11 protein-coding genes are annotated in these 14206 nt (G+C 64.8%); 5 read left to right on the top strand and 6 right to left on the bottom strand.

Going from position 1 to position 14206, the window contains the following annotated elements; all coding sequences use genetic code 11:
• Window positions 1-7: 7 nt before the first annotated feature.
• The 4 genes from hbdH to KW062_RS12260 all read left to right on the top strand — a co-directional run bounded on the left by hbdH (window position 8) and on the right by KW062_RS12260 (window position 5835).
• A complete protein-coding gene (hbdH, locus tag KW062_RS12275; RefSeq protein WP_027620335.1) occupies window positions 8-781 on the top strand; it encodes a 3-hydroxybutyrate dehydrogenase in 774 nt (257 codons plus the stop codon).
• Window positions 782-820: 39 nt separating this feature from the next.
• Window positions 821-2776 carry an acetoacetate--CoA ligase gene (locus KW062_RS12270; RefSeq protein WP_105755727.1) on the top strand — a complete coding sequence of 652 codons (1956 nt, stop codon included), beginning with the start codon at window positions 821-823 and terminating at the stop codon, window positions 2774-2776.
• 196 nt (window positions 2777-2972) lie between these two features.
• Window positions 2973-5507, top strand: coding sequence for a PAS domain-containing hybrid sensor histidine kinase/response regulator (locus tag KW062_RS12265; RefSeq protein ID WP_105755726.1), 2535 nt, complete (start codon window positions 2973-2975; stop codon window positions 5505-5507).
• Between the two features lie 52 nt (window positions 5508-5559).
• Window positions 5560-5835: a peptidylprolyl isomerase gene (locus tag KW062_RS12260; RefSeq protein WP_027620338.1), complete on the top strand. Its 276-nt coding sequence runs from the start codon at window positions 5560-5562 to the stop codon at window positions 5833-5835.
• 10 nt (window positions 5836-5845) lie between these two features.
• On the opposite strand, the gene KW062_RS12255 is transcribed toward KW062_RS12260, so the two are convergent.
• Genes KW062_RS12255 through KW062_RS12245 form a run of 3 tightly spaced genes read right to left on the bottom strand, consistent with a single transcriptional unit; the run spans window position 5846 to window position 8246 of the window.
• Complete coding sequence (locus KW062_RS12255) at window positions 5846-7060, bottom strand: amino acid deaminase (RefSeq protein WP_105755725.1); 1215 nt, start codon at window positions 7058-7060, stop codon at window positions 5846-5848.
• Window positions 7061-7084: 24 nt separating this feature from the next.
• A complete protein-coding gene (locus tag KW062_RS12250) occupies window positions 7085-7849 on the bottom strand; it encodes an IclR family transcriptional regulator (RefSeq protein WP_105755724.1) in 765 nt (254 codons plus the stop codon).
• A 7-nt stretch (window positions 7850-7856) separates the two neighbouring features.
• Window positions 7857-8246 (bottom strand): RidA family protein, encoded by a 390-nt coding sequence (locus tag KW062_RS12245; RefSeq protein ID WP_027620341.1) that lies wholly within the window; start codon window positions 8244-8246, stop codon window positions 7857-7859.
• A 179-nt stretch (window positions 8247-8425) separates the two neighbouring features.
• Between KW062_RS12245 and KW062_RS12240 the strand changes: the two genes are divergently transcribed.
• A complete protein-coding gene (locus tag KW062_RS12240; protein WP_027620342.1) occupies window positions 8426-8677 on the top strand; it encodes a DUF2790 domain-containing protein in 252 nt (83 codons plus the stop codon).
• Window positions 8678-8691: 14 nt separating this feature from the next.
• On the opposite strand, the gene KW062_RS12235 is transcribed toward KW062_RS12240, so the two are convergent.
• The 3 genes from KW062_RS12235 to cobN are packed head-to-tail and all read right to left on the bottom strand — an operon-like array spanning window position 8692 to window position 14206.
• A complete protein-coding gene (locus KW062_RS12235; protein WP_027620343.1) occupies window positions 8692-9291 on the bottom strand; it encodes a vWA domain-containing protein in 600 nt (199 codons plus the stop codon).
• Window positions 9292-9344: 53 nt separating this feature from the next.
• Entirely contained in the window at window positions 9345-10352 is a 1008-nt protein-coding gene (locus KW062_RS12230; protein WP_105755723.1) for an ATP-binding protein, read from the bottom strand.
• A 20-nt stretch (window positions 10353-10372) separates the two neighbouring features.
• Window positions 10373-14206 (bottom strand): cobaltochelatase subunit CobN, encoded by a 3834-nt coding sequence (gene cobN / locus KW062_RS12225; protein ID WP_105755722.1) that lies wholly within the window; start codon window positions 14204-14206, stop codon window positions 10373-10375.

Genomic DNA, 14206 nt, shown 5'->3' with positions numbered 1-14206 from the left:
GGCAACCATGACCACCCTGAATGGCAAGACCGCACTGGTCACCGGCTCCACCAGCGGCATCGGCCTGGGCATCGCCCTGAGCCTGGCCAAGGCTGGCGCCAACCTGATTCTCAACGGCTTCGGCGACGCCTCGAAGGTGATTGCCGAGGTCGCACAATTTGGCGGAAAAGTCGGCCATCACCCGGCCGACGTCAGCGACCCGACTCAGATCGCCGACATGCTCGCCTACGCCGAACGCGAGTTCGGCGGTGTCGACATTCTGGTCAACAACGCCGGCATCCAGCACGTCGCGGCGGTGGAAGAATTCCCGGTGGAGCGCTGGGATTCGATCATCGCGATCAACCTGTCGTCGGTGTTCCACAGCACTCGTCTGGCCTTGCCGGGCATGCGCGCCAAGGGCTGGGGGCGGATCGTCAACATTGCCTCGGTGCATGGCCAGGTCGGTTCGCTGGGCAAGGCCGCGTACGTCGCCGCCAAGCACGGGGTGATCGGCCTGACCAAGGTGGTTGGCCTGGAGACCGCCACCAGCAATGTCACCTGCAACGCGATCTGCCCCGGCTGGGTGCTGACGCCGCTGGTACAGAAGCAGATCGACGACCGCATCGCCAGTGGCATCGACCCGCAACAGGCACAACACGACCTGCTGGCCGAGAAGCAGCCGTCACTGGAATTCGTCACCCCGCCGCAACTCGGCGAGCTGGTACTGTTCCTCTGCAGCGAGGCCGGCAGCCAGGTGCGTGGCGCAGCCTGGAACATCGACGGTGGTTGGTTGGCGCAGTAAACAGCGACACCCGACAACAATAAAAATCAGGGAAATCCAATGTCAGAGATCTTGTGGCAACCCAGCGCCGAGCGCATCGCCAACACACGCATGGATGGGTTCCGGCGCCTGTGCAACCAGCGCCTCGGGCTGGACCTCGACGACTATCCGGCCTTGCATCGATGGAGCATCGAGCATCGCGAAGACTTCTGGCAGGCGATCGTTGATTTCTTCGATGTGCGCTTCGTCGAACCGCCCGCTACGGTCTTGCGCGAAGGCCCAAAGATGCCCAGCGCCGAGTGGTTTCCCGGAGCGACCCTGAACTTTGCCGAACACCTGCTGCGCCGCCGCGACGACGGCGTGGCGGTGGTGGCAATCGGTGAGGACGGCCAGCGCGAACAACTGACCTTTTCCGAACTGGCATCCCACGTCGCCGGCCTGCAAAAGAGCCTGCAAGCCGCCGGTGTTGGCGTCGGCGACCGGGTCGCGGCGTGCATGCCCAACACCTGGCAGACCCTGGTCGGCATGCTCGCGACCACCAGCCTCGGCGCCGTCTGGTCGTGCTCCTCGCCGGACTTTGGCACCCAGGGGGTGATCGACCGTTTCGGCCAGATCGAACCCAAGGTATTGATGACCTGCGCCGGTTATCGCTATGCCGGCAAGACCCTCAACCAGACCGCCAAGGTCAACGAAATCCTTGCCCGCCTGCCGTCGCTGCGGCAACTGCTGATCGTCCCTTACGCCCGCCCCGAGGCGCAGCCAACGGACTATCACACCGAGGCCCGAGTGGCGTTGTGGGACGCGTTCTACGAGGCCGGCGGCGAACCGGAATTTGTCCCGGTGCCCTTCGCCCATCCTCTGTACATCCTCTATTCCAGCGGCACCACCGGGGTGCCGAAGTGCATCATCCACGGCACCGGTGGCGTGCTCCTGCAACACGTCAAGGAGCACGGCCTGCACACCGACCTCGGCCATGACGATCGACTGTTCTACTACACCACCTGTGGCTGGATGATGTGGAACTGGCTGGTCTCGGCCCTGGCGGTGGGCAGCAGCGTCGTACTGTATGACGGCTCGCCGTTCGAGCCCGGGCCGCAGCGCCTGCTCGACCTCATCGACCGCGAGTCGATCACCGTCTTCGGCACCAGTCCCAAGTACCTCGCCACCCTGGAAAGCCAGGGTCTGCAACCGCGCCTGAGCCACAACCTGAGCAGCCTGAAAACCCTGCTCTGCACCGGCTCGGCGCTGTCGCCGCAGAGCTACGACTACGTCTATCGCGAGATCAAGGCTGACCTGTGCCTGGCCTCTATGTCCGGCGGCACCGACATTGTCTCCTGCTTCGTCAACGGCAACCCGCTGACCTCGGTGCGCCGCAGCGAGATGCAGGGCAAGAGCCTGGGCATGGCCATCGAAGTGTGGAACGACGCCGGGCAGCCGGTGATCGGCGAGAAAGGCGAACTGGTCTGCACCCGCCACTTCCCGGCCATGCCGATTGGCTTGTGGAATGACCCGGACGGGGAAAAGCTGCGCGCCTCGTATTTCAGCCAGTTCCCGGGAGTCTGGGCCCAAGGCGACTATGCCGAGGAATTGGCCCACGGAGGCTGGATGATCCACGGGCGCTCCGATGCGGTGCTCAATCCGGGTGGGGTGAGAATCGGCACGGCCGAGATCTATCGCCAGGTCGAGAAAGTCACGCAGGTGCTCGACAGCGTCGCCATCGGCCAGCAATGGCAGGACGACGTACGCGTGGTGCTGTTCGTGCGCTTGCAGGATGGCGTGGTGCTCGACGACGAGTTGCAGCAGCAGATTCGCCAGGTGATCCGCGCCAACACCACCCCGCGCCACGTGCCAGCGAAGATAGTCGCAGTCACCGACATCCCGCGCACCATCAGCGGCAAAGTCGTCGAGCTGGCGGTGAAGAATGTGGTGCATGGCCAGCAGGTAAAAAACACCGACGCCCTGGCCAATCCCGAGGCGCTGGAGCAATACCGCGATCGCCCGGAATTGCGGGATTGACCCCCCCCCCCTGTAGGAGCGAGCCTGCTCGCGATGAGGCCATCAGCCATACCGCATCAACTTCATCGCCAGCAGGCTGGCTCCTACAAAGGAACTGAGCCGCGCCCAACACTCAAATACACATCCAACGAGACTTTTCCCGCCCGCCGACGTCTACATCCTCAACACGCACTGGATGAAGGACTCAGGAACCTCGATGAACCGATCCCCTACCGGCGACGCCCAGGCCCTGATTGCCCGACTCGATGGCGCACGCAGCCCGTTGGGCGACGCCAGTCACTGGCCGCAGAGCCTGCGCACCGCCGTCGACATCGTGATCCACTCGCCGATGCCGATGCTCCTGCTCTGGGGCCCGCAGCTGTCGCAGATCTACAACGACGGCTTTGCCCTGCTGGCCGGCAACAAGCACCCGCATGCCTTCGGTCAGCCGATCCACGACACCTGGCCGGAGCTTCGCGAGTTCACCACGCCGATCTACGATGCCGTACTACAAGGCCAGGTGCGTTTCTTTAGCGAGCAGCGCTTCGTCCTGCAACGCGAACAGCACGAGCAGGAATTCTTCCTCGACCTGACCTACAGCCCGATCCGCGACGAACTCGGCGAGGTCGCCGGGATCCTGGTCACCGCTATCGAGACCAACGAACGCCGACGCATCGCCCTCGAACTCAAGCAGCGTTCCGAAGCCAGCCTGCGCGCCCAGCAGGACAGCGAGCAGCGCCTGCAACTGGCCCTCGCCGCCACCGAAGCGGTGGGCACCTGGGACTGGGATATCGGCAGCGACCGCTTCATCGCCGACGCGCACTTCGCCCAGCTGCACGGCGTCGACCCGACGCTGGCCAATCAACTACCGATCAGCGAGTACCTGCACGGCGTCCACCCGGAAGACCGCGCTATCGTCGCGCGCAGCATCAAGCACTGCATCAGCCAAGGCACCGAATACGCCGAGGAATACCGCCTGCAACAAGCCGATGGCGAGGTCCGTTGGGTGTTCGCTCGGGGCCGTTGCTACAAGGATCACCATGGCCGGCCAATGCGCTTTCTTGGCGCGGCCCTCGACCTCACCGAACGCAAGCACACCGAACAGGCACTGCGCCAGAGCCAGACCGAACTGCAACTGATCATCAACGCCATGCCGGTGCTGATCAGCTATGTCGACCACGAGCAACGCTTTCGCCTGAACAACAGTGCCTACCTCGACTGGTACGGCAAGACCCCGCAGGAGCTGTACGGCAAGACCATTCTCGAAGTGCTCGGGCCGGAGATCTATGCCACCCGCGTCGAACACATACGCGCCGCGCTGGCCGGTAAGCCGTGCAGCTTTGAAGCCTACTCGCCGCACCGCGATGGCCGGCCACGCTATGCACTGATGAAATACTTGCCGCGTTTCGGTCCCGACGGCGCGGTCAACGGTTTCTATATCTTCGTGATCGACGAGACCGAGCGCAAACAGACCGAGGAAGCCCTGCGCAATCTCAATGAAACCCTGGAAGAACGGGTCGCCACCCGCACCGAGGCGTTGGCCGAGCTCAACCATCGCCTGCAGAACGAAATGTTCGAGCGCGAACGGGCCGAAGACGCCCTGCGCCATGCGCAAAAAATGGAAGCTGTGGGGCAACTCACCGGCGGTATCGCCCACGACTTCAACAACATGCTCACCGGGATCATCGGCAGCCTCGACATGATCCAGCGCTACATCGGCGAAGGTCGCATCGAGGACATCGGCCGCTTTGCCGACGCAGCCGTGTCCTCGGCCAACCGTGCGGCGGCGCTGACCCACCGCCTGCTGGCGTTCTCCCGGCGCCAGTCGCTGGACCGCCGGCCACTGGACCCGAACACCCTGGTGCGCTCGCTGGAAGAACTGATCCGCCGCACCAAGGGCGAACACATCGAGCTCACGTTCGAACTGGCGCCGGACGTGTGGCCGGTCAACACCGACGCCGGGCAACTGGAGAACGCCCTGCTCAACCTGGTGATCAACGCCCGCGACGCCATGCCCGACGGCGGCAAGTTGCTGATCGAAACCGCCAACAGCTACCTCGACGGCAGCGACATCAGCACCCTGGAACCGGTCAAGGCCGGCGACTATGTGATGCTCGGCGTGCGCGACAACGGCTCCGGCATGACCGCGCGGGTGCTGGCCAAGGCCTTCGATCCGTTCTTCACCACCAAGCCCATTGGCCAGGGCACCGGCCTCGGGCTGTCGATGATCTACGGTTTTGCCCAGCAGTCTGGCGGCCACGTGACCCTCGACAGCGAACCCGGCAAGGGCACCTGCGTGCGCCTGTACCTGCCACGCCTGCACAACCCGACGCAGCCGATCTCGGACGACTCACTGAAGCTCGACAGCCATTTTGCCGCCGCCGGCGAATGCGTGGTGCTGGTCGAGGACGACCCGGCGGTGCGCCTGCTGGTGCTCAATGTACTGCACGAACTGGGCTACGCCACCCATGAAGCGCAAAACGCCAACAGTGCCCTGCCGCTGCTGGAATCGCCGACGCGCATCGATTTGCTGGTCACCGATGTTGGCCTGCCGGGCATGAATGGCCGGCAGTTGGCCGAGATCGCCCGCCAGCATCGCCCCGGGCTCAAGGTGCTGCTCATGACCGGCTACGCGGAAAAGGCCGCCGAGCGCCAGGGCTTTCTCGAGGAGGGCATGGACCTGCTGGTCAAGCCGTTTACCATTGAACAACTGGCCGGCAAGATTCGTCAGATGATCAGCCACAACGACTGAGATCAGGCATAATCGCGCCCCGCCGTCACCACCGCTGCAAGGTATTTGCCCCATGAAAGCCCAAGCCCGCCACATTCTGGTGAAGACCTCTGACGAGGCCGAACAGCTCAAACAGCGCATCGCCAAGGGCGAAGCTTTTGACGTGCTGGCCAAGAAGTTCTCCATCTGCCCCTCCGGCAAGCGCGGTGGCGACCTCGGCGAAGTGCGCCCGGGGCAGATGGTCGGCGCCATCGATGCGGTGATCTTCAAGAAGCCGTTGCGGGTGGTGCACGGGCCGATCAAGAGCAAGTTCGGCTACCACCTGGTGCAGGTGTTTTTCCGCGACTGAAGCATGCCGACTAGAAGCAGGTGTCCAGGCTCTCGATCACCTGCAACTGCTCATCCACCAACAAGACGCTGCGCCATTTGTCGAAGGTCAGGCAGGGGTGGGAAGCACCGAAGGCGATGATGTCGCCGATCCGCAACTCGACTCCCGGCGCAACGGTCATGAACGCATGCTGGTCCATCACCTTGGTGACCTGACAGGCGCTGACGTCATCCCCTGATGCCGGTAAAACACCAGCCCTGTAACGCAGCAACGGCACCGGCAACCCGGCGTCATACGCGACGTCGCGCTTGCCCAGTGCGACGACGGCTAAGCCCGGCTCCGGCAGCGACTGCACATGGGCCCAGACTTCCAGCGCCGGGCGCAGGCCTTCGTGCAGATCGCTGCGTCGATCCAGCACGCAGCATTGCGCCTCCTTGTAGATGCCGTGGTCGTGGGCCACGTAACTGCCGGGACGCAACACGCTAAGGAAGCGCCCGCTGGCGTTCTGCGCGGCGAAGGATTCGGCGATCAGGTCATACCAGGCCGAGCCCGAGGCGGTGATGATCGGCCGCTCGCTGGCAAAGGCGCCGCTGTCCTGCAGTTGCACCGCAAGGCGCACCAGCGAATGGGCAAACTGGCGAATCCCGCTGACCGCCTGCTCGCCGTGAATCACCCCTTCATAGCCCTCGATGCCGGTGAGTGCCAGCGCCGGTTGCCCCTTGATCGCCGCCGCCAGGGCCAGCACCTCGGCCTCAGTGCGGCAGCCGCAGCGCCCGCCGACCACGCCGTACTCAATCATTACGTTCAAGCGCTGACCGCGCCCGGCGAAAAACGCCCCGAGCTCGGCGACGTTGTCCGGGTGATCGACCATGCAATGAAACTCGAAGTCTGGGTCGCTCAACAGCTCGCTGATCAAGGCCATGTTCGGCGCGCCGACCAACTGATTAGCCAACAACACCCGGCGCACGCCATGGGCATAGGCGGCGCGGGTCTGCACGGCAGTGGCAAGGGTGATGCCCCAGGCGCCAGCGTCGAGTTGGCGGCGGAACAAAGCCGGGATCATGCTGGTCTTGCCGTGGGGCGCCAGCTCGGCGCCGCTGGCCGTGACGAATTGCTGCATCCAGCGAATGTTGTGCTCCAGCGCCTCGCGGTGCAGCACCAATGCCGGCAGACTGACGTCGCGCACCAAATGGGCACCCGCTGGCGCCGCGCCTTTTTCCACGACCGTATTCACTGTTGAAGACATGGGTTAACTCCTTGCTCGGCAGGGTTATTCGTTGATGCGACGGGCCAGGCGGTTGGCGCTGTCGATCAGCACCCGGCGGTAGTCATCATGGTTGCGTTCGGCGTCGGCCCTTGGGGCGACGATGCACAGCGTGGCAATCGCCACGCCGCCGGGATCTTTGACCGGGGCGGCAAAACAATGGGTGAAGGTGTCAGCGACACTGTCGAAGGAGAAAAATCCTTCGGCGCCGGCCTGGCGGATTTGTGCAAGGAACTGCTCCAGCGGTAGACGCTGGCCGTCGGGCAGGATGAAATCCTCGTCGTCGATCAGCTCTGCAATCTGCTGGTCGCTCAGATGCGCCAGCAGCAGGCGACCGGAGGCGGTCCAGGGAATCGGCGCGCTCTCGCCGATATTCGAGGAGATGCGGAAATGCCGCTCGCCCTCTTTCATCAGCGCCACGGTGTACTTGCGGCCATTGAGCAGGCACATCTGCGCAGTTTCGCGGGTCTGCTGGACGATCTCCTGCAGGGCCTGGTCCGCCTCGCGGCTGAGGTCGAAATGACGCAGGTGCGCCTGGCCGAGGAAATACAGCTGGCGTCCGAGGTAGACGTGACCGTCCTTGCCCACCGGCTCGAGGATGCGTCGCTCAAGCAGTGACGCCACCAGCTCATAGACCGTGGACTTGGGGCTGCCGATAGCGTTGGCAATGTCGTTGGGCCGCAGCGGCTGGCCGATTTCCTTGAGGAAATCGAGGATATCGAACGCCCGGTCCAGGCCACGGGCCCGGCGCTTGATCGGGTCTTCGCTCATGGCCGGCTCAGGCCTTTTTCTTGTAGGCGATGCAATCGATCTCGACCTTGCAGTCGACCATCATGCTCGCCTGCACACAGGCGCGGGCCGGCGCGTGCTCGGGGCTGAAGTACTCGGCGAAGACCTTGTTGAAACTCCAGAAATCTCGCGGATCGTCGAGCCAGACGCCGGTGCGCACCACGTCTTCCAGGCCATAACCGGCTTCTTCGAGGATCGCGATCAGATTGCGCAGGGTCTGGTGGGTCTGCTCGACGATGCCGCCGGCAATGATCTCGCCATCCAGCGCCGGCACCTGGCCCGACACATGCAGCCAGCCGTCGGCTTCGACGGCGCGGGCGAAAGGACGTGGCTGGCCGCCACCAGCGGTGCTGCCGGTACCGTATCGGGTGATGCTCATGGGGCTTTCTCCTGGCTATAGATTCCGCTATAGCGGAATCATGTTCGCATTAACGGAATTAATCGAGAAAGTCTGCCATAAATCCCGATGCATTTGCTTGCTCAATCCGGGAATAAACCTCCTCGGGGTACGTCGTACTGGCGTTGAAATCCTTCAAACGCCTAGACAGGAACCCCATCATGAAAACCGCCTTGCTTGGCCTGGCCCTGCTCAGCCTGAGCCCCCTGGTATCAGCCGCCACCGCCCCGGCACCTGCTGCAGAGGACTATCACTGGGGGATGCACCTGGATATCGCCCGGGTGATCTCGACCTCCGACTACGGGTACTGCGGGATCGGCACGCGGGAACTGACGTACGCTGACTCCCAGGGCGTGGTGCACACCCTGCGCTATCAGGCTTATGGCGATGGTTGCATCGATCAGGGCAGCTAGCCGTTGAGGCCGAATCAGTCGTCGATATGCCGATATTCGGCGTTCAACGCGCGAGCCAGAGTTTGCGCCCGACCGAGGCGGATCGGCCCGCGCTCGATGTCCACCAGCAGGCTCGGGCAGGCGAAGGCCGGCACCTCGGGCATCGATTTCAGCCGGCCATCGGTCAAGAGCAGGATGCGCTGCTGTTCGGCCGGATAACGCTTTTGCCGGCGCGCCAGCCAGGTCTCGGCCTCAGCCAATGCCGCCGATAACGGCGTCCCGCCCGCCGCCCCCAGCGCATCGAGCCAGTCACGCAAGCTGGCCGAGGCTTTCAGGCCTTGCACTTGCCAACGCGGCGCGCTGCCGCTGGCAGTGAGCAAGGCCAGCCGCGCGCGCTGGCGGTAGGCGTCGTCGAACAACTGCGCCAACAAGCCTTTGGCATCGCTCAAAGCGTGATGGCGACGGGTCGAGGCCGAGGCGTCGACAATCACCAGCCACAACTCATGAGGACTGCGTGTACGCAGGTGAAACAACAGGTCGTCGCGTTGCCGGGGACGGCCATTGAGCAAGGTCCCTGGCCAGTTCACCGTGCCGCTGCTGGCGGCCTGACGTTGCCCCTGGCGGCCATGTTTCAAGTGCCCGGCGCGGGGCCTGGCATTCGCCCCCGCCGTTGCACGAGGGCGAATGCCTAGGGCTTTTTTGGCCAGCTCGGCACCTCACGGCGAGCGCCAGTGGGCAGTGCCTGGGCCGGCAACTCGCCCCACTGGCCCTGGCCTTCGTCGGGCCGTGATGATTGGTTGGGCGAGGCTTGGGTGGCCGGTGGCTGGCTGTGGCTTTGCGCAGATGGGTTGCGTCGACGATGACGCAGGGCAAACTCGGCCACCGCGTCGATATCTTCTTCGCTGATGGCTGCAGCACGGCGCCAGGCGGCATGGGCGCGCGCGGCACGCAGCCAGACCAGGTCGGCGCGCAGGCCATCGACTCCGGCGGCAAAACAGCGTTCGGTAATCTGCGCCAGGGCCGTGTCGTCCAGGGGTATCGCCGCCAGCCCCTCACGGGCACGCTGGCAGCGCTCGCGCAGTTGCTGTTGCGCTTCTTGCCATTGTTCGCAGAAGCCTTGCGGATCGCTGTCGAAGTCCAGGCGGCGACGGATAATCTGCCCACGCTCCAGCGGTTCAGTGTGACCGTCGAGGGCGACGTTGAGGCCGAAGCGGTCGAGCAGTTGCGGACGCAACTCGCCCTCCTCCGGGTTCATGGTGCCGATTAGCACGAAGCGCGCTGGATGCCGATGGGAAATGCCGTCGCGCTCCACCAGGTTGGTACCGCTGGCGGCGACATCGAGCAGCAGGTCCACCAGGTGATCGGGCAGCAGATTGACTTCATCGACGTAGAGCACGCCACCGTCAGCCTTGGCCAAGACGCCCGGGGAAAACTGCGCACGACCCTCGCCCAGCGCCGCGTCGAGGTCGAGGGTGCCGACCAGCCGCTCTTCGGTAGCGCCCAACGGCAAGGTGACGAACTGCCCGCTGGCCAGCAGATCGGCCAGGCCCCGGGCCAGGGTCGACTTGGCCATGCCCCGCGGTCCCTCGATCAGCACACCGCCGATTTTCGGGTCGATTGCGCTCAGGCACAGCGCCAGTTTCAAGGCATCGGCGCCGACCACGGCGGACAGCGGAAAATGCGGGACGTCAGTCATCTCGGCTCTCGTACTTGGGTTCAACTCTCTTCCTCGATATCCAGCAGCAGGTGTTCCAGCGCTTCGCGGTAGGCCCCTGGCTCCTGCCACAAGCCGCGCTGCTGGGCTTCCAGCAGGCGCTCGGTCATGTCGCGCAGGGCATGGGGATTATGCTGCTGGACGAACGCTCGGGTCGATGGATCGAGCAGGTAGGCATCCGCCAGCAAGGCGTACTGGTGATCGTCGATCAGCTGCGTGGTGGCATCGAAGGCGAACAGGTTGTCGACGGTCGCCGCCAGCTCGAACGCACCTTTATAGCCGTGGCGCTTAACCCCCTCAATCCACTTCGGATTGGCAGCCCGCGAGCGAATCACCCGGTTCAGTTCTTCCTTGAGGGTGCGGATCTTCGGTAGGTCCGGCTGGCTGTGATCGCCGTGATAACTGGCCGCCGCTGCACCGCTGAGGCTTTCCACGGCGGCGAGCATGCCACCCTGGAATTGGTAGTAGTCGTTGGAATCGAGCAGGTCGTGCTCGCGGTTGTCCTGGTTCTGCACCACCGCCTGCACCTGGCTCAGGCGCTGAGCAAACTGTGTGCGCGCCGCCGTACCTTCGTCGGCGCCGCCATAGGCGTAGCCGCCCCAGTTCAGGTAGACCTCGGCCAGGTCGTCGCGGCTTTGCCACAGGCGCCCGTCGATCGCGCCCTGCACGCCAGCACCGTAGGCACCGGGCTTGGCACCGAAAATCCGCCAGCCGGCCTGGCGCGCCGCCGCATCGGCATCGAGTCCGGACTGCAGCAGCGTCTCGCGCTCCTGACGCACCTTGGCCGCCAGCGGGTTGAGGTCATCCGGCTCGTCCAGCGCGGCCACCGCTTGCACGGCGGCGTCGAACAGGCGGATCAGGTTGGCGAAGGCATCGCGGAAGAATCCGGACACGCGCAAGGTCACGTCGACCCGTGGCCGGTCGAGCAGGCTCAGCGGCAGGATTTCGAAGTCATCGACCCGCTGGCTGCCCGTGGCCCACACCGGACGCACGCCCATCAGCGCCATGGCCTGGGCAATGTCGTCGCCGCCGGTGCGCATGGTCGCCGTGCCCCACACTGACAGGCCGAGCTGGCGCAGGTGATCGCCGTGGTCCTGCAGGTGCCGTTCGAGAATCAGGTTGGCCGATTGAAAACCGATGCGCCAGGCGGTGGTGGTCGGTAGGTTGCGCACGTCCACCGAGTAGAAATTACGCCCGGTGGGCAACACATCGAGGCGCCCACGACTTGGCGCACCACTGGGGCCGGCGGGGACGAAACGTCCGGCGAGGGCGCTGAGCAAACCGTGCATTTCCGCCGGGCCGCAGGCGTCCAGGCGCGGGGCGACGACTTCGCGCAGGTGGTCGAGGATGGCTTCGACTTCTACCGATGCAGACCATTGCAGGAGCGAGCCTGCTCGCGATGGAGTGTCAGGCGACTGCGATGTGTCTGATACACCATCGCGAGCAGGCTCGCTCCTACAGGTATCAGGGCTCAATGTCTGGGAGATGAGTTGGCTGGCAAACAACTCCAACCGCTCACGGCTATCCCCCGCAGTGCGCCAGGGCTCGTCGGTAATCGCGGCCAACACCTCCGGGCGCGGTCCGCTCCAGGGTTCGGCCAGGGCACAATCCAGCGGATCAAACCCCAGCGCAAAGGCTTTGCTCAACGCCCGCAACAAGCTCGATTGCGCCCCCCGACCATCCCCCCGGGGAATGCGCAACAACGCGAGCAAGGTGTCGATGCGCAAACGCCCACTCGGCGACTCGCCGAATACATGCAGCCCATCGCGAATCTGCGATTCCTTGAGGTCGCACAGGTAGGTGTCCAGGCGCGGCAGCCAGATCGCCGCGTCGGCGTCGCTATCGAGTTGCAGCTCACGGTCAATGTGGGTCTCACGCACCAGCGCCAGAATGTCGCGCTGCAGTTCGCGAGCCCGCCGTGGGTCGAGCAGTTGCGCTTCGTAATATTCGTCGGCCAGCAACTCCAGATTGCGCAGCGGGCCGTAGGTTTCGGCGCGGGTCAGGGGTGGCATCAGGTGGTCGATGATCACCGCTTGGGTGCGGCGTTTGGCCTGGGCGCCCTCGCCCGGGTCGTTGACGATAAACGGGTAGATGTTCGGCAGCGGCCCGAGCAGCGCATCCGGCCAGCACTGCTCGGACAGGCCAACACCCTTGCCCGGCAGCCATTCTAGGTTCCCGTGTTTGCCGACATGGATCAGCGCATGGGCGCCGTAGACCTTGCGCAGCCAGAAGTAGAACGCCAGGTAGGCGTGGGGCGGCACCAGGTCCGGGTCGTGGTAGACCGCGCTCGGATCGACCTGATAACCGCGCGCCGGCTGGATGCCGACAAAGGTCAGGCCGAAGCGCAGGCCGGCGATCATCAGCCGCCCGTCGCGGTACATCGGGTCCGCGCTCGGCTCGCCCCAGCGTTGCAGCACCGCGCTGCGGTTAGCTTCCGGCAAGGCCTCGAACATCGCCCGGTAATCCTCCAGCGCCAGGCTTTGCTGGCAGGGGCGCAGGTCGATGCTGTCGAGATCGTTACTGACCCCGCCGAGCAGTTGCTGGATCAACGCGGTGCCGCTGACGGGCAGTTCGACCGGCAGCGGATAGCCTTGCTCCTGCAGCGCTCGCAGAATATTCAAGGCCGCTGCCGGGGTGTCCAGGCCGACACCGTTGCCAATGCGTCCATCGCGAGTCGGATAGTTGGCAAGAATCAGCGCCACCCGTTTCTCGCCGTTCGGCACGCGCGCCAACTCGGCCCAGCGCCGGGCCAGTTCGGCGACGAAATCCATGCGTTCGGGGTGCGCCCGGTAACAGACCACATCGCACTGGCTGCGCTCGCTGCGCCAGGCCAGGTCCTTGAAGCTGATGGGCCGACTGATGATCCGCCCATCCAGTTCCGGCAAGGCAATGTGCATCGCCAGGTCACGCGGGCCGAGCCCCTGTTCGCTGGCACTCCAGCCCGGCTCGTTGTCTTGGGCACAGATCGCCTGGATCACCGGGATATCGCGGCGGAACGGCCGCAGGTGCGGCGCCTCGGGGCTGGACTGGGCAAAGCCGGTGGTGTTGAGAATCAGCGCGGCCTGCACCTCGTCCAGCCAGTCTTCGACGACCGTCAGGCAGCCGGGCTCCTTGAGGCTGGCGACGGCGATTGGCAAGGGATTGAGTCCGGCCACCTGCAAGCGCTGGCAGAACACATCGACGAACGCGGTGTTGGCCGCCTGCAAGTGCGAGCGGTAGAACAGCAGCGCCGCCACTGGCTGACCGGGCCGCCAGTCGGCTTGCCAATCGGTCAGGTTCGGCTGGGCGTGATGCGGATGATAGATCGCCGTGCGTGGCAGCACTTGCGGCTCGCCCCAGGCATAGTCGCGGTCAAGCCAGCGACTGGCCAGGCAGCGATACAGCTCCAGAGCATTGTGCTTGCCGCCCTGACGCAGGAAGTGCCAGAGCCGCTCGCGGTCTTCCGCCGGCACGGTGCTCAAGTCGCTGAGCTCCGGGTCGGGACGGTCGTCGCCCGGCACCAGAATCAGTTGCACACCGCGCTGCGCCAGTTCCATCAGGCGCTCGACGCCGTAGCGCCAATAGGCGATCCCGCCATGCAGCGAGATCAGGATCACCTTGGCGTGGCGCAGCACCTGATCGACATACAGGTCGACCGAGGCGTGATTCTGCACCTGCATCGGGTTGGCCAGGCGCAGGCTCGGGTAGTCCTCGGGCAGTTGCTGCGCCGCCTCGGCCAGCAGCGCCAGGCTGGAGTCACCGCTGCACAGGATCACCAGCTCGGCGGGGGTTTGCCCGAGATCGGCAATGTTGTCCTCGGAGACGAATCCGCCGGGCTGGGTCCTGAGCAGGTGCAT

It is taken from the genome of Pseudomonas fluorescens (assembly GCF_019212185.1).
Classification (GTDB): Bacteria; Pseudomonadota; Gammaproteobacteria; order Pseudomonadales; family Pseudomonadaceae; genus Aquipseudomonas.
This window is presented reverse-complemented; position numbering and strand designations above follow the sequence as displayed.